At 36.9% G+C, this 18639-nt stretch carries 22 protein-coding genes; 19 read left to right on the top strand and 3 right to left on the bottom strand.

From position 1 onward, the window contains the following. Positions 1-462: 462 nt before the first annotated feature. From EDD72_RS11990 to EDD72_RS11980, 3 genes are all read left to right on the top strand, one after another. Complete coding sequence (locus EDD72_RS11990; protein ID WP_132770667.1) at positions 463-861, top strand: YhjD family protein; 399 nt, start codon at positions 463-465, stop codon at positions 859-861. A gap of 119 nt (positions 862-980) precedes the next feature. Continuing rightward, positions 981-1466 (top strand): thermonuclease family protein, encoded by a 486-nt coding sequence (locus tag EDD72_RS11985; protein ID WP_132770665.1) that lies wholly within the window; start codon positions 981-983, stop codon positions 1464-1466. A gap of 77 nt (positions 1467-1543) precedes the next feature. Then, a complete protein-coding gene (locus tag EDD72_RS11980; protein WP_132770670.1) occupies positions 1544-1771 on the top strand; it encodes a hypothetical protein in 228 nt (75 codons plus the stop codon). A 29-nt stretch (positions 1772-1800) separates the two neighbouring features. Here EDD72_RS11980 and EDD72_RS11975 read toward each other — a convergent pair whose 3' ends face one another. Then, positions 1801-3201 (bottom strand): hypothetical protein, encoded by a 1401-nt coding sequence (locus EDD72_RS11975; RefSeq protein ID WP_132770663.1) that lies wholly within the window; start codon positions 3199-3201, stop codon positions 1801-1803. A 148-nt stretch (positions 3202-3349) separates the two neighbouring features. Between EDD72_RS11975 and EDD72_RS11970 the strand changes: the two genes are divergently transcribed. The 5 genes from EDD72_RS11970 to EDD72_RS11950 all read left to right on the top strand — a co-directional run bounded on the left by EDD72_RS11970 (position 3350) and on the right by EDD72_RS11950 (position 8878). Beyond that, entirely contained in the window at positions 3350-5023 is a 1674-nt protein-coding gene (locus EDD72_RS11970) for a DNA repair helicase XPB (protein ID WP_132770661.1), read from the top strand. Positions 5024-5032: 9 nt separating this feature from the next. Beyond that, positions 5033-6667, top strand: a complete 1635-nt coding sequence (locus tag EDD72_RS11965) for a helicase-associated domain-containing protein (RefSeq protein WP_132770659.1) — start codon at positions 5033-5035, stop codon at positions 6665-6667. 56 nt (positions 6668-6723) lie between these two features. Further along, positions 6724-7179 (top strand): YlbF/YmcA family competence regulator, encoded by a 456-nt coding sequence (locus EDD72_RS11960; RefSeq protein ID WP_132770657.1) that lies wholly within the window; start codon positions 6724-6726, stop codon positions 7177-7179. A 59-nt stretch (positions 7180-7238) separates the two neighbouring features. Continuing rightward, positions 7239-7478: a YlbG family protein gene (locus EDD72_RS11955; RefSeq protein ID WP_132770655.1), complete on the top strand. Its 240-nt coding sequence runs from the start codon at positions 7239-7241 to the stop codon at positions 7476-7478. Positions 7479-7669: 191 nt separating this feature from the next. After that, positions 7670-8878, top strand: coding sequence for an MFS transporter (locus tag EDD72_RS11950; RefSeq protein WP_132770653.1), 1209 nt, complete (start codon positions 7670-7672; stop codon positions 8876-8878). Positions 8879-9064: 186 nt separating this feature from the next. Here EDD72_RS11950 and EDD72_RS11945 read toward each other — a convergent pair whose 3' ends face one another. After that, positions 9065-9946: a LysR family transcriptional regulator gene (locus tag EDD72_RS11945; RefSeq protein WP_132770651.1), complete on the bottom strand. Its 882-nt coding sequence runs from the start codon at positions 9944-9946 to the stop codon at positions 9065-9067. A 207-nt stretch (positions 9947-10153) separates the two neighbouring features. Here EDD72_RS11945 and EDD72_RS11940 point away from each other — a divergent pair, with 207 nt between their 5' ends. The 11 genes from EDD72_RS11940 (at position 10154) to lipA (ending at position 18189) form a co-directional block, all read left to right on the top strand. Continuing rightward, positions 10154-12334 (top strand): molybdopterin-containing oxidoreductase family protein, encoded by a 2181-nt coding sequence (locus tag EDD72_RS11940; protein WP_132770648.1) that lies wholly within the window; start codon positions 10154-10156, stop codon positions 12332-12334. Further along, positions 12335-12874, top strand: coding sequence for a 4Fe-4S dicluster domain-containing protein (locus EDD72_RS11935; RefSeq protein ID WP_132770645.1), 540 nt, complete (start codon positions 12335-12337; stop codon positions 12872-12874). 6 nt (positions 12875-12880) lie between these two features. Further along, positions 12881-13780 carry an NrfD/PsrC family molybdoenzyme membrane anchor subunit gene (gene nrfD, locus EDD72_RS11930; RefSeq protein WP_132770643.1) on the top strand — a complete coding sequence of 300 codons (900 nt, stop codon included), beginning with the start codon at positions 12881-12883 and terminating at the stop codon, positions 13778-13780. 122 nt (positions 13781-13902) lie between these two features. Beyond that, the gene (locus EDD72_RS11925; RefSeq protein ID WP_132770640.1) at positions 13903-14211 is read left to right on the top strand and encodes an SHOCT domain-containing protein; all 309 of its coding nucleotides are present in this window, start codon (positions 13903-13905) and stop codon (positions 14209-14211) included. A gap of 220 nt (positions 14212-14431) precedes the next feature. Further along, positions 14432-14797, top strand: coding sequence for a hypothetical protein (locus EDD72_RS11920; protein WP_132770638.1), 366 nt, complete (start codon positions 14432-14434; stop codon positions 14795-14797). Between the two features lie 80 nt (positions 14798-14877). Next, positions 14878-15036, top strand: a complete 159-nt coding sequence (locus EDD72_RS12630) for a hypothetical protein (RefSeq protein WP_165895087.1) — start codon at positions 14878-14880, stop codon at positions 15034-15036. 125 nt (positions 15037-15161) lie between these two features. Continuing rightward, a complete protein-coding gene (locus EDD72_RS11915; RefSeq protein ID WP_132770635.1) occupies positions 15162-15686 on the top strand; it encodes an HD-GYP domain-containing protein in 525 nt (174 codons plus the stop codon). A 9-nt stretch (positions 15687-15695) separates the two neighbouring features. Then, a complete protein-coding gene (locus EDD72_RS11910; RefSeq protein WP_132770632.1) occupies positions 15696-15965 on the top strand; it encodes an HD-GYP domain-containing protein in 270 nt (89 codons plus the stop codon). 68 nt (positions 15966-16033) lie between these two features. Next, the gene (locus tag EDD72_RS11905; protein WP_132770629.1) at positions 16034-16300 is read left to right on the top strand and encodes a hypothetical protein; all 267 of its coding nucleotides are present in this window, start codon (positions 16034-16036) and stop codon (positions 16298-16300) included. A 122-nt stretch (positions 16301-16422) separates the two neighbouring features. After that, the gene (locus EDD72_RS11900) at positions 16423-17256 is read left to right on the top strand and encodes a lipoate--protein ligase family protein (protein ID WP_132770626.1); all 834 of its coding nucleotides are present in this window, start codon (positions 16423-16425) and stop codon (positions 17254-17256) included. Positions 17257-17295: 39 nt separating this feature from the next. After that, positions 17296-18189, top strand: a complete 894-nt coding sequence (gene lipA, locus EDD72_RS11895; protein WP_243643841.1) for a lipoyl synthase — start codon at positions 17296-17298, stop codon at positions 18187-18189. Here the strand turns inward: lipA and EDD72_RS11890 are convergent. After that, positions 18186-18503: a DUF2500 family protein gene (locus EDD72_RS11890; protein WP_132770620.1), complete on the bottom strand. Its 318-nt coding sequence runs from the start codon at positions 18501-18503 to the stop codon at positions 18186-18188. The genes lipA and EDD72_RS11890 overlap by 4 nt on opposite strands. Between the last annotated feature and the right edge of the window lie 136 nt (positions 18504-18639).

The following is an 18639-nucleotide window of genomic DNA, read 5'->3' as shown; positions in this document are numbered from 1 at the left end:
ACATGAAGGAAAGCGGATTGCGGGAAAACTGCACGATCCGTTTGATTGAGCGGACGGAGGAAGGCGTAAGCCGACCTCCTTCGACTCTACACCATTTTGAAAATGGGAAGGACTGAATATGAGGTCTCTTTCGGTGTTACTATCTCGAAATAACTGTATGTTGAAACAGACAATCCTGATAAAGGAACTACCTTATAGAAGTATGAGTGGAATTCAGAGGTAAATAAGGAGTGTTGAGTACAGCTCGGCGAAGTAAACTGACGAAAGAAAGAGAAAAGAGCCTTTCGGCACTCATCCTCATAAACCGCCGTATACCAGACCGGTATGTACGGTGGTGTAGGAGGGTCGGCGGTTAATCACCGCCCCCTATCCTAATTATACAAACCTATATTATTACTTTTAAACGAACGTATGTTTGTGTATAATAGATATAAGAACACTACGACGATTGGAGGAAATAAAATGTTAATGTATCCTAAGGAATATCAAGAATTCGCAAATTTAGTGAAAAAACACGTGGTTTACCATATTTTATTAAAAGTATTACAATATGATCGGAAAATAGGAGAACAATCTTCGCTTAAATTGGCACGGGCTTACAGTGAATTGTTCAATCAAATCCAGTGGATGATCGAAAAAGATCTGGTTGAAATCAAACGCCAGATGAAGCGATTGGGGGGAATGATTATAAAGGAGGAACAACAACCTACTGTTCGAATCGTTGAAGCGAAATTTCGTGGATTTATCTACACTCATCGATTTATGAATTATTTATTACAAGCAGAAAGCGAACAGGTATTTAAGTCCTATGTATTTCCTCAAGAGAGGAAGGGGAAATTAACTTCAAGTGTCAATGGATAAGGTGTTTGTCATGTTCAAAATCATGCGTTTGTAAATATAACAGAAACCGTTGACGTATTAGGTTCTTTTCGAAGATCATTTTAAAAATAAAATCATTAAAAAAAGGGTAGAGGATCAAAATGAGAAAAAGTAACAGATTGTTTTTCATCATCATTCTTTTAATTCTGACCTTATTCGGGTGTCAACTTGTCTCACATTCTTCCCAACTGATTCAAGCCAAAGTAATTCGGGTGGTTGATGGTGATACTTTTGTAGCAAAGGTAGAAGGAAAAGAAGAAAAAATTCGTCTATTACTGGTCGATACCCCAGAAACGGTTCATCCGCAAAAACCCGTAGAACCTTTTGGAAAAGAAGCATCACAATTTACCAAAGAGAAACTACGCGACCAAACAGTAGGATTAGAATTTGATGTTCAAGAAAGAGATAAATATGGACGTTTACTAGCCTATGTATATTTACCGGATGGAAGTATGTTAAATGAACTTCTATTAGAAAAAGGGCTGGCCCAAGTCGTAGTTTTCCAACCTAATGTAAAATATGTTGATCGTTTTCGGGAGATCCAAAAAAAGGCGAGAGAAAATAAAGTAGGAATATGGTCAGAGTGAAAAAGGGTATACAAAAATGATGTGGAATACATATTGTAGAAAGAAGATTCATGATGTTTCAAAAAGGAGTTGAAATCATGACCAAAGAAGAAATCCTAAAAGAATTAGAGGATAGAGACTTAACAGATATTATTGAACTGATTGAAGATGCAGAAAATGGCGAATTAGAGGAATTAGAACTTGTTGAACAAATTGGTCTTCTTCATGACCCGAAGTTAAATGAAGAAGTGATTCGTTTACTAGAAAGTATGAATGTGAAAATCACCTATGTGACTTATGATGAAGAAGAAGAGGAAGAACATTAACCCGACCTCAAAAAGAGGTCGGGTTTTAATTACAACAAAAACATCGCAAAAATGGTAGTGACTATTAATCCAATAGTTACAGGAATTAGATTCCGTCTAGCCAATTCAAATGGATCAACCCCAGTAATCGCTGCGGCTGGGATTAGGGCCCAAGGAATTAGCGTTCCACCGCCAACCCAGATTCCTGCAATTTGCCCTAAAGCTGTAAGAGTCGCAATGTCTAGATGAAGGGCTGAACCAAATAATTTGGCCACTGATCCAGCTAGAGAAATACCAGAAAAACCAGATCCATCTAAACCTGTAATTGAACCAACAATTGCTAAGGTTACGGCTGCGATATGTTTTGTAAGGGGGACAATAGAAGCAAGAGCAACACCTAAGTCATTAACAATGCCATTCGATCCTTGAGGAAGAGCGTCTTTTCCAAGAATTGTAAGGACGCCCGAATCCCCTAAATAAAAGAATGCGGCAATGGGAATAACAGGACCAAACACTTTAAAACCGAATTGAAATCCTTCCACTAAATACTCCGTTATTTTATCCATACGGTTTTTTTTATGATGAAGCAAACTGGTTAAAATGAGAATCAGGATTGCCGTTCCACCGACTAATGCCGTTGCGTCTCCACCAGTTAGATTTAAGACGAACATACCTATCACATCTAAGAGAAATAGAACTGGAATTAAGAATGCCAAGATCAGTTTATATCTTCTTTTATCCAATGAGTTGATCTTCACTTCTTGCGTTTGAATTTTAGCCAATTGATTACTTGTAACACTTATAGTTCCATTTTTCAAGTCGCGACGCAAGAAATAAAAAGCAACCACCGTGGTGACAATCCCCATTACCATGACTAATGGAACACTGGCAGATACCACATCACCAACGGGAATACCTGCTGCACCAGCAGTAATTGTCGGTGCTCCTTGGATTACAAAATCACCCGATAAGGCAATACCATGACCAAAAAGGTTAATAGCCATTGCAACAGCTAACGGTGGTAGACCAACACGAACGGCTACAGGAAGAAAGACAGCACCGATTAACGCAACCGCAGGAGAAGGCCAAAAGAACCACGAGATGATCATCATCGCAATTCCGATGACCCAATATGCAATCAATGGAGATTTGATCATGCGAGTAATAGGACGAACCATCAATTCATTGATACCTGAATGGGTTAACACTTTACCCATCGCTACGATTAAGCTAATGATCAGGATCGTTCCTAACAACTCTTTGATCGCAAAGATCAAACTATTAAATAAAGAGAGAATTGAACTTGGTAACGATTTCGTTACCAACATACTAATAGCTAAGATGCCAAGAATACTAACAAGGGTCGTATCTTTCCTCATCACCATCACACCGATAATCAGGAAGATAAAGATAAGGTAGACCCAGTGGATGGCTAACAATTGAATTTCCATAGGAAGCCTCCTCCTTTTAACAAGGCTAATGCCTTACTTTACATTATGCAGAAGCGTAAATCTGGGTGAAGAATAAAGTAGACTTTATCGACTTATCCTAAAAGATAGTGACGGTGAGGCTGTGAATGGTTAGAGAGGAAGAATTTCTATGAAACAATCGATGGATCGACCTATGATTATTCAAAACGATCAAACATTACTCCTTGAAGTAAATCACCCTAAATTTAAAAAAGCGAGGAAAGAAATCTCCTCCTTTGCAGAATTGATCAAAAGCCCAGAATATTTTCACACCTATCGAATTACCCCTATCACTTTGTGGAATGCAGCAGCAAATGGTTATTCATGGCAACAAGTGATTGGGATATTAGATCAATATAGTAAGCTTCAGTTTCCTACGTTCATTAAAGATGAAATTCGTATTTATATGGAACGTTATGGAATCCTTTCTTTTAAACGGGAAGGAAATCAAATCCATTGTAAGAGTAAAGATCCAAAAGTATTCGATAAACTTCTCTCTTACGCTTCTTTACAACGCTACTTTAAAGAGCGATTAAATGAATATACTGTTGTCATTGCAGAACAAGATCGTGGATTTCTCAAACAAGAGCTGATTAAGCTAGGATATCCTGTACAAGATCTTGCCGGGTACCAAGAGGGAGAATTTTTATCCCTTTCACTTCTTTCGAGAACAAAAACAGGAGCAAGTTTCCAACTGCGAGACTATCAAAGAAAAGCAATAGATATCTTCTATGAAAAAGGTGCAGTCTCGGGAGGAAGTGGTGTAATCGTATTGCCCTGTGGATCAGGAAAAACAGTTGTGGGTATAGGAATCATGGAACTTTTGCAAGCAGAAACGTTAATTCTAACAACGAATACCTCATCCGTGCGCCAATGGATACATGAATTGATCGACAAGACTTCCTTAACAGAGGAGATGGTTGGCGAATACAGTGGACAAAAGAAAGAGGTAAAGCCTGTCACCGTTGCCACTTATCAGATTTTAACTTATCGATCAAGAGATGAATTGGAATTTGAACATATGAAATTATTTCAAAGTCGAAATTGGGGACTGATTATTTATGATGAGGTCCATTTATTACCTGCCCCAGTTTTTCGTTATACGGCCAATATTCAAGCAAAGCGAAGACTAGGCTTAACAGCGACATTGGTTCGTGAAGATGGGAAGGAAGACGAAGTGTTCTCTTTAATCGGTCCCAAAAAGTACGAAGTACCATGGTTACAAATGGAAGATCGGGGCTGGATCGCCAAAGCAAAGTGTACCGATATTCAAATTCCATTACCTAAAAAATGGGAAAAACAATATATCGAAGCTTCGAAAAAGCAAAAATATCGAATTGCTGCCACAAATCCATTAAAAATAAAAGTGTTAAAAAAATTAATCAAACAACATCAAGATGATCCCATTTTAATTATTGGCCAATACCTTAATCAATTAGAAGAGATTGCAAAGGAATTAGGCGCTCCACTCATTACAGGACAAGTGAAACAACAAGAACGTGACCAGATCTACAAAGCATTTCGAACGGGTAAAATCAAAATCCTAGTTGTTTCCAAAGTAGCCAACTTTGCCATAGATTTACCTGATGCCAAAGTGGCGATTCAAGTCTCAGGGACTTTTGGATCAAGACAAGAAGAAGCACAACGACTTGGGAGAATTTTAAGACCAAAAGAAGGAGAAAATCATGCCTATTTTTATTCTTTAATTACTCAACAAACGGTTGATCAAGATTACGCATTAAGACGTCAACTTTTTTTGCTGGAACAGGGATACGAATACGACATTCAACATTACGCTTTGTAGGTGGTTAAAATGAGGTTGGTATATTATTTGGAACAGCTTAAGGCTTCCACTTTAAAGAAAATGCTCAACAAACATGGAATCAAAACAAACGAAAAATATCCGAATAAATTGTTGAATCACCTTCTTGTACGGTTATTAGATATTAACTATTTAAAGCAACTCTATCAAGAATTATCGCTGGAAGAAAAAGAAGTTGTCGATTTTATGATCATTCATCGGCCAAATCAACTCTTTTCCTACCGCAGTTTAAACAAAAGATTTGACGCGATTCACAGGGATCAATTTGAGAGAGGAATTCAAAAATTGAGGGCAAAGGGAATTCTTTTTCAGTTAAGGCAAAATTATGGAGATATTGCTTTTACTATCCCTCATGATTTGTTTCAGCTTTTGCATCAAGTCATTTTTGCTAAGGGATTAAACCGTTTATCAACGAATGTTAAAGTCGTCGGATTTTCAAAGGAAGAAGATAAAAATATCGATGAAGAATTTTATCAGTTTTTAACCGGATTATATTTTTTGGCTAGCTCTGAGGAAGAAAACGGGAAGCTTAATAAACAGCAAATGAACAAATTATTAAAACGGCTTCACCTTGATGAAAGGAAAATCGAATATTTCCCAATTCAGTATGACATAGAAGAATTTCCAAAATCTATTTCTCTATTCGTCTATTTTGCCAAGGGTTTAGGGCTTATACACTTAGAGCAGAAGCAATTTCGCATCATTCAGAGGATGAAAGATTGGCTACTATTGTCACCTTTTGAAAGATATGAATATCTTGAGGGAATGATTCGTGGCTCCTTTCAATCGACGGATTTGTTCATCAATCATTTTTTTCATCGTTTATTTTCTTTGCCTAAAGGAAAGTGGTATCAAGCGGATCAACTAGTTCAGGAACTCTCAAAGGAATTGAATAGACCCATCGATGAATCCTTCTATGTTCGAATTGAACTAGAAATCCTAAAGCCTTTAGCTGAACTAGGAATCTTAACTTATACAGGAGATTGGAAAAAAGAATTGTTCATAAAACTGAAGAAACCGAATGATGAAGAGATCGATCAATTTTATGTTCAATCCAATTTCGAAGTCTTAGTACCGAGTAATCTTCGCTATTCTATTCGGATAGAGCTCGAACATTTTGCAGATTTAGAAAAAAGGGATCAACTCTCTCTTTATCGGATCACTCAAGGTTCTTTATTCAGGGGGTTAGAAAAGGGGAAAAAGATTGAGCAGATCCTCGATTTCCTTGATCAATATAGTGCAATTCCTCTTCACGAAAGTATGAAAATAACAATAAACCAATGGGCGAATCGGTATGGTGCGATTCAGTTTTATGACCTACGGATTTTAAAATGTCAAAGTGAAGAGATTGCCAATCATTTGAAACAGCAGGAAGTTTTGCAGGATTGGATTATTGGTGAGATTGATTCCTTTCATCTGATCGTGCGAAAAGAAAAACGATTTGAACAAGCAGTAAGACAACTCGAACAGTTAGGTTACATCCCGACAAGAAACATCATGACGGAAAAAGACTTCCTTATTGTAAAAGAGGAACAAGAAGGACAGGAAAATGTGCTGGAGGAAATGGAGACAGAATTCATCCTATTTAAGCATCCAGATTATGAATTGGTGGTTGAAATCGAATAATATTTAATTACATATTCATAGTGAAAATTGCTATAATAAGGGGTGGAGGGGATATTGTGTATTTAGATAATGAAATCATCTTGGAAACGTATCAATTAATCGATATGATCCTTCAATCCGAAGAGATGAAAGACTATTTACAGTATAGAGAAGCCATCAATCGTGATGTTCAAGTGAATGAGTTAAAGGAAAAACTGGCTAAAGCCAAAATAGAATTTGAGGAATATAACCGCTATGGGCAATACCATCCAAACTATCAAGAAGCCAAAGAAAAAGTGGAGAAAATATTAGAAGAAGTGAATCAAAACGAACTTGTACAAAAATATAAACAAGCTGAGCACGAATTAGATGAATTGTTATCCCTTGTTGGTGAAACATTGGCACATGCGATCTCACCGACTATTATGGTTTCTAAGAATGAACCGTTAATTCAAGATAAAGGAATTTCTTGCACGACTGGCGGTTGTAGTGGTTGTAGTTTAGGAGGAAGTTGTGTGATAAAGGTTTCTTGAATATTCGAAAAAATCATGGTAGTATGGTAAAAATAGGGTATTTAAAGGAGAAGATCTTGATGATACCAAAACGGACAGGTTTAGTGGTCTGGGTGAATGACTTACGAGCAGCAAGAAACTTAGAACGAATCGGCAATATTCATTTTATCTCGAAAAGATTAAAATATGTTGTACTGTATATTAATGAAAGAGATTTGCGGAAAACCATTTCTTATTTAGAAAGGCTACCGTTTGTCACTAAAGTAGAACGTTCTTATCGATCCGAGATTGTTCATATGAATTTTTCACAGAAAGCATAAATATAGATTATTTTAAACTTCTATCTCTAGGCATTTAACTAGTTAAGATAGAAGTTTTTTTGTCCAGTTCATTTATTATCTTTAATTTTCGTCTTACGAAATATATAATAGAACTATCTCTAATAAATGAGTAAAGTAATAACATATTATATAATCAATAAATAATCAATGAAGAATAAGGGGTCTTTGTTATGCAACTTTGGAGGAGAAACTTGTATATTTTATGGGGTGCGGTGTTCTTACTAATGGCAGCGATGAGTTCGATCATGCCCTTTTTACCTTTATATATTCATCAAGACATGGGGATACAGTCGGAAGAACAAGTGGCAATGTGGTCAGGACTGATTTTTGGTGCAAATTTTTTAACTGCATTTCTCTTTTCACCTTTATGGGGAAAATTATCCGATAAATATGGACGTAAAATCATGATTCTTCGATCTGGTTTTGGGATGTCAATCGTCATCTCATTAATGGGTTTAGCAACGAATGTTTATCATCTTCTATTACTTCGGCTATTAAATGGGATGATTGCAGGTTTTAATCCAGCTGCAATTGCCTTAGTGGCAACCAATACACCGAAAGAGAGAGTAGGATATGCGCTGGGAATGTTGCGCTCAGGTGCTGTGGCAGGATCGATTATTGGGCCGTTTTTAGGCGGATTTTTGGCCGATTACATTGGATTCCGTCATATTTTCTTTTATACAGGCGTACTGATTCTCATCGCAGCGATTATTGTTTTATTTATGGTGAAGGAAGATTTTACGCCAAGGGAGACCGAAGAGTCAGGAAGCTTTGTGAAGGATTTTAAATTAATTGCGGGAACCCAACCACTGATCCAATTATTCGTTGTTGCTTTTATGATTCAGTTTGCGACGCTAAATGTAAATCCAGTTTTACCCTTATTTGTTCAACAATTGGATCCACCAGGTGGTAGAGTATCCTTCTTTGCAGGGCTAGTCGCAGCGATGGCCGGTTTTGCCGAAATGATGGCAGCACCTAGATTGGGGAAACTTGGTGACAAAATTGGTCCCCAAAAGGTACTCTTCTATACCATGATTGGGGCAGCATTACTCTTTTTACCTCAAGGATTCTCAACGAATATTTGGCAATTACTACTTTGGAGATTTTTATTAGGATTAACCGTTGGTGGGTTACTCCCATCTGTTAACGCCTTAACCCACCGGTTTGCGCCAAAAGGATTGGAAAGCACTACCTTTGGTTATAGCAATAGTGCTACTTTCCTGGGAAATATGATAGGACCGATCACCGGAGGGTTTTTAGCAGGGCATATTGGACTAAACGGAGTATTTTTCGTAACGGCAATTCTTTTATTATTAAATGGAATCTGGACACACATAGCAGTGAATAAAAGGATCAAAGCGTTACAAACTTCCAATTAAGTTTGCTTTCTTAACATTACCTTGGTAGAGGCATAATGGAGGGATTTAATAAATCTCTCCATTTTTTTGTTAAATGCCTTTTTATGAATTTGTTAGGGATATGCCGATTTTTCTTATTAATGCTTTTTTTATTTAGGTTTTGATAAAAAAATGAAAGAATTTTTCGTATATTAAAACTTTTTCTGTTTATGAAAGTAAATACCGAATCAACTGTTTTGTTACATGATCGATTTTATCAGGCTGATAAACGATGTGATAGTTCAATTTGAGTGGTAAGGAACTAATTTTTAATAGCTTAATACTTCCAGAAAACCTTTCTTTACGTGTGGCAATATCGCAAAGGAAGGAAACGCCAAATCCAGACTCGACTAAGGATTTAATAGCGCTAACACTACTGATTTCCGCTGCCACATGTAATCGGTTCATATCAATACCTTGTTTTTGAAAGGTTTCTTCAATTGATTGGCGAAGTCCCATTTTTTCATCAGGTAAGATAATGGGAAGTTGACACAGCTCTTCAATCGTTAATTCTTCAATATTACTCCACTTTTGGTGGTTGGGAACAGCCAAATAAATCGTATCTGTAGAGATTAATTCACTATGAAAAGAGGAATGGGCTGGAGGGGTTCCGTCAATACAGGCAATATTGATTTCTCCTTTTTCCAATTGTTCGAGTAGATTAGAACGGTCGGTCGTAATGATTTTAATATCGATAGAGGGAAATTTTTCGCGAAAATGAGCAATTTTACAGGGGATGAAATAATTCCCGATAACCGATTCAGCGCCAATACTAATTTTTTGATTTTCACGATCATATTTATGCAAATTTTTCACCATTTCATGATAAATATGTAAAATATCTTTTGCATATTGATAAAACGTTTGACCTGCTTCTGTCAGGGTTACTCCATAAGGAGAACGTTCAAATAACGTAATATTGAATTGTTCTTCAATCATATGAATCTTATTACTGACAGCAGGTTGAGTAAGATGTAATAATTTCGCCGCTTTCGATAGACTCTTCATCTCAGCAACAAGGAGAAAAACCTCCAAATTTGAAGTTTGCATAGAAGGAATCCTCCATCAAAAGATTTGAATGAATTTTCACATCAACAATTTCTGAATCTTAGGTATATTTTAGCACATTCTAATAATTTGTTATAGGGGTATAACAATGTTTCATTTCCTCTTAGAGAGGAATTACTCATAGAATAAAGGTAGAACGAGTTGATTCATAACGCTCAACGCTTCACATAAAAGGAGAGGAGGAGTTTTATGCTTACAAAGCGTTTATCGCGAAGAACGTTTCTAAAGGCTTCTGCTGCAACAACGGCTTTATTATCAGTAGGGACTTTTGAATTCAAAAGTTGGCAAAAAATTCATGCCGATGAGAAAACGAATTTAACTACAATTCCAACATTTTGCAATGCATGTTCAAGTAAATGTGGATTGCTTGTTCATGTAAAAAACGGAAGGGTATGGAAAGTATCTGGTCAACCTGATCATCCTTTTGGAAAAGGAAAAGTTTGTGCTAGAGGGCATGCACTAGCGAGTATTCCTTATTCATCAGATCGTTTAACACAACCGATGAAAAAAATAGCAGAAGGTAAATTTGAACCTATTACTTGGGAACAGGCTTATAAAGAAATTGGAACAAAATTAAAACAAATTATTGAAAAAAATGGCCCAGGATCTTTTGTATTCATCAATGATCCACGACCAACAGGGAAGTTTTATGGCCCCCGTTTCTTAAATGCAGTAGGTTCATCTAATTATTTTGGCCATGAAACGGTATGCTCTAATGCTCGAGACACAGGATTTAATCATACAATTGGAGGAATACCAGGTGGTGATGTGGCGAATTCGAAATATATTGTCTTTATTGGTAGGAGTTATGGTGATGGAGTAAGGCCAGCATCTGTGCAAGCCTTAATAAAAGCAAAGGAAAATGGAGCACATGTTGTCATCGTAGATCCAAGATTAAACAATACGGCTCCTCTTGCTGATGAATGGTTACCCATTCGGCCAGGCACAGATTTGGCTTTGGTTCTGGCTATGTCTAATGTATTAGTCACAGAAGAGCTTTATGACAAAGAATTTATTTCGAATTATTCCGTTGGATTTGAAGAGTATAAAAAGACCATTATGGAGTATACGCCTGAATGGGCAGAAAAAATTACCGGTATATCAAAAGAAACGATCATTCGTATTGCCCGCGATATGGCAAAAGTAAAACCAAAAGCGATGATTGAACAATCTTGGCGTGGTGCCTTTGGTTCTACTTATGCAAACAGTGTGGATACGGGTCGAGCAGTCGCTTTATTTAATGCCTTATTAGGGAATATTCAGCAAAAAGGTGGCTATATATTTGGAAAGTCCCCGAAGTTAGGTAAATTAGATGAGTCCATCCATCCAACACCACCTGAAGCAACGATTCCTAGGGTGGACGCAGAATACCCATTAGTTTCACATCATACTGGCGTTGCAGCTATTATCCCTCAAAAGGCAAAAGAGGGAATCGTAAAAGCAGCGCTGATTATTCAAACCAATCCTGTCCGTAATTATGCGAATCCTAAATATATGATCGAAGGATTGAAGAGTTTAGAATTAATGGTGGTTATTGATATTCAAATGTCTGAAACCGCTTCAATTGCTGATTATGTACTTCCAGAACCGACTTATTTAGAACGAGATGATGTGATTGAAGTTACTCCTGGCGTCAAACCAGCGATCTCTATACGTCAGAAAGTAATTGAAAAGGTTCATGCGAATACAGTGCCTGCTGATCGCATTTTTACAGAAATCGCAAAGGAAATGGGCTTAGGTGATTACTTTAATTTCTCTGTTGATCAATTAAATCAAGCGATGATTGCTCCTCTAGGAATTACATTATCAGAATTAAAGAAAAAAGGAACGATTATTATTGATGATCCTGTTGAATTAGGGGTTGTACCTAAACTCAAAACTGCATCAGGAAAAGTTGAATTTTATAATGAAAGTTTCAAAAAAGCTGGTTTTTCTCCAGTGGTACAATGGATGGAACCATTGGTAAAACCTGATTCGAGTTCATTCCGTCTGATCACAGGTAAACAAAGTTATCATTCTCATACTTTTACAGCGAATATACCTTATTTAATACAGATTACAAAAGATTATAACTCAGAACGTCTTTGGATCAATCGAACTCGTGCTAATCAAATGGGTTTAAAAGATGGGGATTTAGTAGAAGTGGTTTCTGAACTTACAAAAAGTAAAATTAGAATTTATGTGACAGATCGGATTCATCCAGAATGTGTATTCGTTCCATCGGGATATGGGAACTTCTCAAAAAATCTAACTTACGCAAATGGTGTTGGTTTTAGCTACTTGGATCACCTTCCTTTCCATATGGATCCCATCGGTGGAACTCCAATGATCCATGAATGTATCGTAAAAATCAGAAAGGTGGGAGTCTAGATGGCACGTTATGGAATGCTGATTGATACCAAAAAATGTGTTGAATGCTTTGGCTGTCGTGTTGCCTGTCAGATGCAAAATGGATTACCACCAGAAGAAGCCTTTATTCATTTCTATGAAAAAGAGACAGGGACGTTTCCAAATGTAAATATTCAGATATTACCGGTTCAATGTCAACATTGTGAGAATCCACCATGTATGAAAAACTGTCCCACTGGAGCAACTTATAAAAACAAAGACGGGATCGTTCTCGTTGACGAAAACAAATGTATTGGATGTAAATATTGTGTCGTTTCTTGTCCGTATCAAGCCAGAGTTCCCAATCATAAAACAGGCGTAGTTGAAAAATGTAGATTTTGTGTAGAAGAGGTCGAAAAGGGAAAAGCACCGATTTGTGTTGCTACATGTGTTGGTAATGCAAGAATTTTTGGAGATTTAGATGATCCAAACAGTGAAATATCAAGAGAAATCATCAAACGCAAAGCAATACCTTTACGCGCTGATTTAGGAACAAAACCTAAAATTTATTATGTGAGGTGATTTAAGATGGCTTGGGGAGCGATCATTTCATGGTATTTATTTTTAGCTGGTGTAAGTGCAGGGGCTTACCTCACTGCGACTTATGTCGGTAAAAAGTTTCCGTTTGCACAAACCATTCGAAAAACAGGATATTTCTTAGCACCACCACTACTTGCGGTCGGCACATTGCTTCTCGTTTTTGATGCGGAAGCGGGATTAAAGCATCCTCTTCGTTTCATCTATCTATTGAAGAATTTTCCAACATCGATGATGACCGACGGAACTTATATTATTTCTATCTTTTTGATACTTAACACATATCAAGGGGTTATGGAATATCTAGGGAAAAGTGTGAATCGTTGGATTACAAGACTTGGCGTCATCTTCGCAATAGGAACTGCTGCTTATACAGGATTATTGATTGGCGTTGTAAAGTCGATTCCACTATGGAATACATCGATATTGCCTGTTCTGTTCATTGTTTCTGCCCTTTCTACAGGTATTGCGGCAACAGTCTTGGTGTCAACTTTCTTTAATCGCCAAGCTTGTTATAACCTTCTTACAGTGAAAAAAATTCATGTTTCATTGATCGGGATTGAGTTGTTACTTATTTTTATCATGCTATATATTACAGGAAGTGCAAATGAAGTAGCCTACCAATCGGTGATGTCTCTTTTAGTCGGGGAATACTCTAGCTTATTTTGGATCGGTTTAATTGTAGTAGGGTTAGTCATTCCATTCCTCATCGAAGGGATAGAAATTTATCAACATGGTTTAGCAACAAAACCAAAATATCATGAAATATCAGCTACTTCCTCTAATCCAAGTTTTGTACCGACATTGATTACAGAGTCAACTGTGCTAATCGGTGGTTTTATTCTCCGCTATTTAGTTTTGGCCGCAGCAATGACAATCACTCTCTTTTAAAGGGATATCCATCGACGCTTTGATGTATAACATCAAGGCGTTTTTTTTTGTCATCTTCACAAGTTCTTTAAATTTAAGGTCTATACTATAAGTTGTAAACATCATTATAAGAAGGGAAAAATATGTTTGCTGGTTTTGGACCAGGAAGAGGATTTGGTTATGGAATGGGTTATTATGGTGGGTATGGTTTTTTATGGATGATCGGGATTATCATCCTTGTCGTGATTCTAATGTTCCTATTCCGTAGAAGAAGATATTTCATGGGGAATTGTTATCACCGTAATCATCATTACAATGAATATTATAGTGATCCCGTTCAACCAAAAAGCCCAAACCAAGAAGCACTCGAAATTTTGAAAGCACGCTTTGCGAAAGGTGAAATCACCGAAGAAGAATATAAGAAGATGAAAGAAATTATTAAGAATGAGTAATAGTGAAGGGGCTGTCTAAAAAGTTCATTTAAGTTGAAAATCCGCCAAAATTAAACCCCAAAGAATGTTGATTTTACAGCATTCTTTGGGGTTGCTTTTTTTAGATTTCGGGGTTAAATACTACTTTTTGGACAGCCCCTTTTTTCGTTAATCTTTACTTGCGTAATCTTATGGTAAAATGAGCTATAATAGTATATTACAATTTAGCAGGAGGCAAAAAATGATCTTAGAAGTGATGTGTCAAGCAAGTGAAACTTGGTTAAAAGAGATGGAAGATGTGGGGACGCCCGTTTACGAATACGAGGATGAATGGCCAGTCACAATTGAAATAAAAGGCCAAACCCCTAATTCAATTGAGGCAAGAGTATTGGCCAAGGATAAAGATGTGAATATTTTCATTATTAAATGTGATAAGGGATATAAATTACAATGGCGTGATGCGAAAGGAACATATGCCATCGATGAATTGAGTTCTTTCACTAACGATCTTGCGTTGCAAAAAATAAGTTCGTCAGTCAATCCATTCGATGTTCAATCGATTGCTACAGCTGTTCGGAAAATTGGCGAAACCTTTCCTGATTTTTAGTGTTTATTCATCCTTCAAATAGGGATACTTTTTTTTAAAAGAGAAACATTAAGAAGGAAATAGATTTGGAGGATGATTTGATGAAAAAGAAGAGTATTAGAAAGAATAATCTAAAAATAGATGGGGAATTTTTTGCGTTTGATTTGGCAGACCCATCACATCAAAACATCAAGATTCATCCGGATCAGGAAAATCCAATGGAACCTCTAAAGAAAGTTACTGAACCGGATGAATACTAACCAAGGGATTTAGAGGGGAGCTATAGCACAACAAATAGCTCTCTTTTTTTATAAAAGAAATGCGATAATTTTTTGAAAAGTTCACATTTTTTCACGTTTTTTTTAAAGGATTTCACTTATAAAATATGGAAGATAGTACGGGAATGGCTGAATTTGATTTTGCAACTGATCTTGAACAGTTTGAGGGAGATGGTAACGTGATTTATGTAAAGCCCTCGATTGAGTGGGCAAATCATAGACTAGCTGATGATGTCATGACGGAAGACGGAGTACTTTTATTAACGAAAGGAAGTAAACTTTCGTTAGAAGATTTAAGAAGTATTATCGATCGAGGAATAGACCTTATTGCTATTGAGGAACGTAGTAATACTCAAGACTTTCGCATTTATATCAATCATCTGAAAAAGATCGATTCTGAGTTTTATGAATTTTATGGCGAGACATTGACCGCAGTGGAACGAATGTTCCAGTTGTCTGCCAACCAACAAGATATCGATCAAGTGGTTTTGTTTGAGACCTTTGATGATCTAATTAAGCATTTATTGTTAAGTCCCCAAATACTTGTTCAATTACGAACCATTAAGAATATGGATCAGTACACGATTCAACATTCCTTAAATGTAGGAATCATGTCAGCGATGTTCGCATGATTGTTAGAGATGGATCACGATGACATTATCCGAATCGGTCATGCGGGGCTATTGCATGATCTGGGAAAGGCATTAATACCACCTGAAATCGTTCAAAAACCTGCTCCATTGGATCAAGAAGAATTTAAGACGATGAAACAGCATCCGAAGTTAGGATATGATATTTTACTGAAAAATCAGATTAAAGATGAATTTATACTTTCAGCAGCATTAATGCATCATGAACGGCTCAATGGCACAGGGTATCCTCTAAGGAAAAAAGGAGATAGTATTCCTTAGCAGCACAAATCGTTGCTGTAGCCGATGTATATGATGCGATCTCAGCAGAACGAACCTATAAACCCTCCTTGTCACCGTTTCATGCCTATCAAGAACTTTATGATCTGGCCTTTCGTAAAGAGTTAAATCCAATCATTGTCATGAATTTCTTGGATTTCGTGACAAAAGCGATGGAAGGTAAAAAAGTGATCCTAAATGATGGATCAATCGCAACTGTTCTTGTTGCATTTAGAAACGAACCGAATCGGCCTTTGGTTAAAATTGAGAATCGATATATTGACTTAAGAAAGGAACGTTCTCTTTTCATTCAAGAAATGTATATTGAGGAGAGGTAAGGATAAGATATGTGGAATTTTCTCATGTAGCTTTTTTAATTTCGACAGCTTCATATTTTTTAGAATTGTTTTTATGTTAAAATGTAGATAAATTGTATGTTTATATAGAGGAGTATGACTTCATGGGAGAAACATGGCGATTTATTGATTTTGAGTACCATTCACCTAGCTTTAACATGGCGTTAGACGAGGCATTATTAGAGTGGCATAGTCAAGGGAAAATACCCCCAACCATTCGCTTTTATGGCTGGAAACCTGCCACACTATCGATTGGTTACTTCCAAAAAATACATAAAGAAATTAATATTGAAAAAGTAAAAAAATATGGTTTAGGCCTTGTCAGAAGATTGACAGGAGGGAGAGCTGTACTCCATGACCAAGAATTAACTTATAGTGTGATTGTATCGGAGAATTATCCTGACATGCCAAAATCCGTGACAGAAGCATATCGAGTGATTAGTCAAGGGCTATTGTATGGATTTCAAGAGTTGGGATTAAATGCCTATTTTTCTGTTCCAAAAACAGAAGAAGAAAAAGAAAATTTGAAGAATCCAAGATCATCTGTTTGTTTTGATGCCCCTTCATGGTATGAACTGGTTCTAGAAGGGAAAAAAGTAGCTGGAAGCGCTCAAACAAGACAAAAGGGCGTAATCCTACAACACGGTTCGATTTTGATCGATTTGGACGAGAACAAGCTATTTGATTTATTCTTGTATCCGAATGAACGAGTTCGTGAACGCATGCAACGAGGATTTAAAAACAAGGCCGTCACCATTCAAGACGTGGCAAAGCGTGAAGTCTCACTAGAGGAAGTTCGGCAAGCATTTAAGAAGGGCTTTGAACGAGGATTTGAAATTGAGTTGGAGCCATATGAATTGACACCACAAGAATTGGATGAAGTGAATCATTTGGCTGTGACCAAATATGAGAATGACGAGTGGAATTTTTCCCGCTAACGATAGAAATGGACTGATGAAGAAATGGAGTGAATGCGAATGGTAGGAAAAGAACGAATAAAGCAAGATTGGCTAAAAATTAAACTAAATACGAATGAAAATTATCGCGGATTAAAGAAAATGATTCGAGAGAAAAAATTACATACCGTTTGTGAAGAAGCAAGATGTCCTAATCTTCATGAATGTTGGGCAATAAGAAAAACTGCGACTTTTATGATACTTGGAGATATTTGCACCAGATCTTGTCGTTTTTGTGCAGTAAAGACGGGAATGCCGACTGAATTAGATCTAGAAGAACCTATGCGTGTTGCCGAGTCTGTTAAGCAAATGGGACTTCATCATGTGGTTGTTACTTCGGTTGCAAGGGATGATTTGCAAGATGGGGGAGCGTCTATTTTTGCAGAAACCATTCGTGCAATCCGTCGATTGAATCCATTAACAACAGTAGAGGTATTGCCTTCTGATTTAGGAGGAGTCTATGAGAATCTCAAAATATTGATGGATGCTCGTCCGGATATTTTGAACCATAATATTGAAACGATAAGACGCTTATCGGATCGAGTAAGAGCAAAGGCCAAATATGAACGATCTCTTGAGTTTTTACGTAGAGCAAAAGAGTTACAACCCGATATTCCTACGAAATCGAGTATTATGGTAGGTTTAGGGGAAACCAAAGAAGAGATTCTTGAGGCGATGGATGACCTTCGTGCCAATCATGTAGATATCTTAACGATCGGGCAATATCTGGCTCCAACCAAGGAGCATTTAAAGGTAGAGAAATATTATCATCCCGATGAATTCGCGGAATTGAAAGAGATTGCATTAAGTAAGGGCTTTTCTCATTGTGAATCAGGCCCACTTGTTCGTTCTTCCTATCATGCAGATGAGCAGGTTGCTCAAGCAAAAAAAGCGGAGCAATCTTGTTCTTGTTAATATTTGATATGAAATTTAAGAAATTGATTGCCTCGATAGGTGAGGATACCATGATCCCCTAATTGGTAATCAATGAATTGATTTTCTTTCACATGAAAGGTTAATCGTTTTCCAGTTGGAAGTTCGAAAATAAGAATATATAGATAGAGACCTTCATCACTATAACGTATCCCTTTATAAATTAAAACAGCTTGGGTCTTTATTTTGGGCAATCGAATCATCTGGTCAATGAATCGGGGAAGAAGTAGAGCTACAAAGAATAAGCTGAGTGAAATAGTTAACGCTACGATCATGAGAATGAAAGGAGAATCCATTTTTATCCCTCCAATCTTCTATGATCATTATATGAATTTAATGGGGCTGTCTAAAAAGTCAGAGTAACTGACTTTTAGAGCGCCTCCATTTTTATCAAATTTTTATAAAAAATGCACAAAAAAATCGTCCTATCCT

Source organism: Tepidibacillus fermentans (assembly GCF_004342885.1).
GTDB lineage: Bacteria > Bacillota > Bacilli > Tepidibacillales > Tepidibacillaceae > Tepidibacillus > Tepidibacillus fermentans.
Note: the sequence above shows the minus strand (reverse complement) of the source record. Positions and strands in the feature narration are given on the sequence as shown.

Bases quoted from the DNA above. Each gene is read 5' to 3' on its own strand.
- EDD72_RS11990 (WP_132770667.1), top strand. From the start codon at position 463: ATGTTAATGTATCCTAAGGAATATCAAGAATTCGCAAATTTAGTGAAA.
- EDD72_RS11985 (WP_132770665.1), top strand. From the start codon at position 981: ATGAGAAAAAGTAACAGATTGTTTTTCATCATCATTCTTTTAATTCTG.
- EDD72_RS11980 (WP_132770670.1), top strand. From the start codon at position 1,544: ATGACCAAAGAAGAAATCCTAAAAGAATTAGAGGATAGAGACTTAACA.
- EDD72_RS11975 (WP_132770663.1), bottom strand. From the start codon at position 3,201: ATGGAAATTCAATTGTTAGCCATCCACTGGGTCTACCTTATCTTTATC.
- EDD72_RS11970 (WP_132770661.1), top strand. From the start codon at position 3,350: ATGAAACAATCGATGGATCGACCTATGATTATTCAAAACGATCAAACA.
- EDD72_RS11965 (WP_132770659.1), top strand. From the start codon at position 5,033: ATGAGGTTGGTATATTATTTGGAACAGCTTAAGGCTTCCACTTTAAAG.
- EDD72_RS11955 (WP_132770655.1), top strand. From the start codon at position 7,239: ATGATACCAAAACGGACAGGTTTAGTGGTCTGGGTGAATGACTTACGA.
- EDD72_RS11950 (WP_132770653.1), top strand. From the start codon at position 7,670: ATGCAACTTTGGAGGAGAAACTTGTATATTTTATGGGGTGCGGTGTTC.
- EDD72_RS11945 (WP_132770651.1), bottom strand. From the start codon at position 9,946: ATGCAAACTTCAAATTTGGAGGTTTTTCTCCTTGTTGCTGAGATGAAG.
- EDD72_RS11940 (WP_132770648.1), top strand. From the start codon at position 10,154: ATGCTTACAAAGCGTTTATCGCGAAGAACGTTTCTAAAGGCTTCTGCT.
- EDD72_RS11935 (WP_132770645.1), top strand. From the start codon at position 12,335: ATGGCACGTTATGGAATGCTGATTGATACCAAAAAATGTGTTGAATGC.
- nrfD (WP_132770643.1), top strand. From the start codon at position 12,881: ATGGCTTGGGGAGCGATCATTTCATGGTATTTATTTTTAGCTGGTGTA.
- EDD72_RS11925 (WP_132770640.1), top strand. From the start codon at position 13,903: ATGTTTGCTGGTTTTGGACCAGGAAGAGGATTTGGTTATGGAATGGGT.
- EDD72_RS11920 (WP_132770638.1), top strand. From the start codon at position 14,432: ATGATCTTAGAAGTGATGTGTCAAGCAAGTGAAACTTGGTTAAAAGAG.
- EDD72_RS12630 (WP_165895087.1), top strand. From the start codon at position 14,878: ATGAAAAAGAAGAGTATTAGAAAGAATAATCTAAAAATAGATGGGGAA.
- EDD72_RS11915 (WP_132770635.1), top strand. From the start codon at position 15,162: ATGGAAGATAGTACGGGAATGGCTGAATTTGATTTTGCAACTGATCTT.
- EDD72_RS11910 (WP_132770632.1), top strand. From the start codon at position 15,696: ATGGATCACGATGACATTATCCGAATCGGTCATGCGGGGCTATTGCAT.
- EDD72_RS11900 (WP_132770626.1), top strand. From the start codon at position 16,423: ATGGGAGAAACATGGCGATTTATTGATTTTGAGTACCATTCACCTAGC.
- lipA (WP_243643841.1), top strand. From the start codon at position 17,296: ATGGTAGGAAAAGAACGAATAAAGCAAGATTGGCTAAAAATTAAACTA.
- EDD72_RS11890 (WP_132770620.1), bottom strand. From the start codon at position 18,503: ATGGATTCTCCTTTCATTCTCATGATCGTAGCGTTAACTATTTCACTC.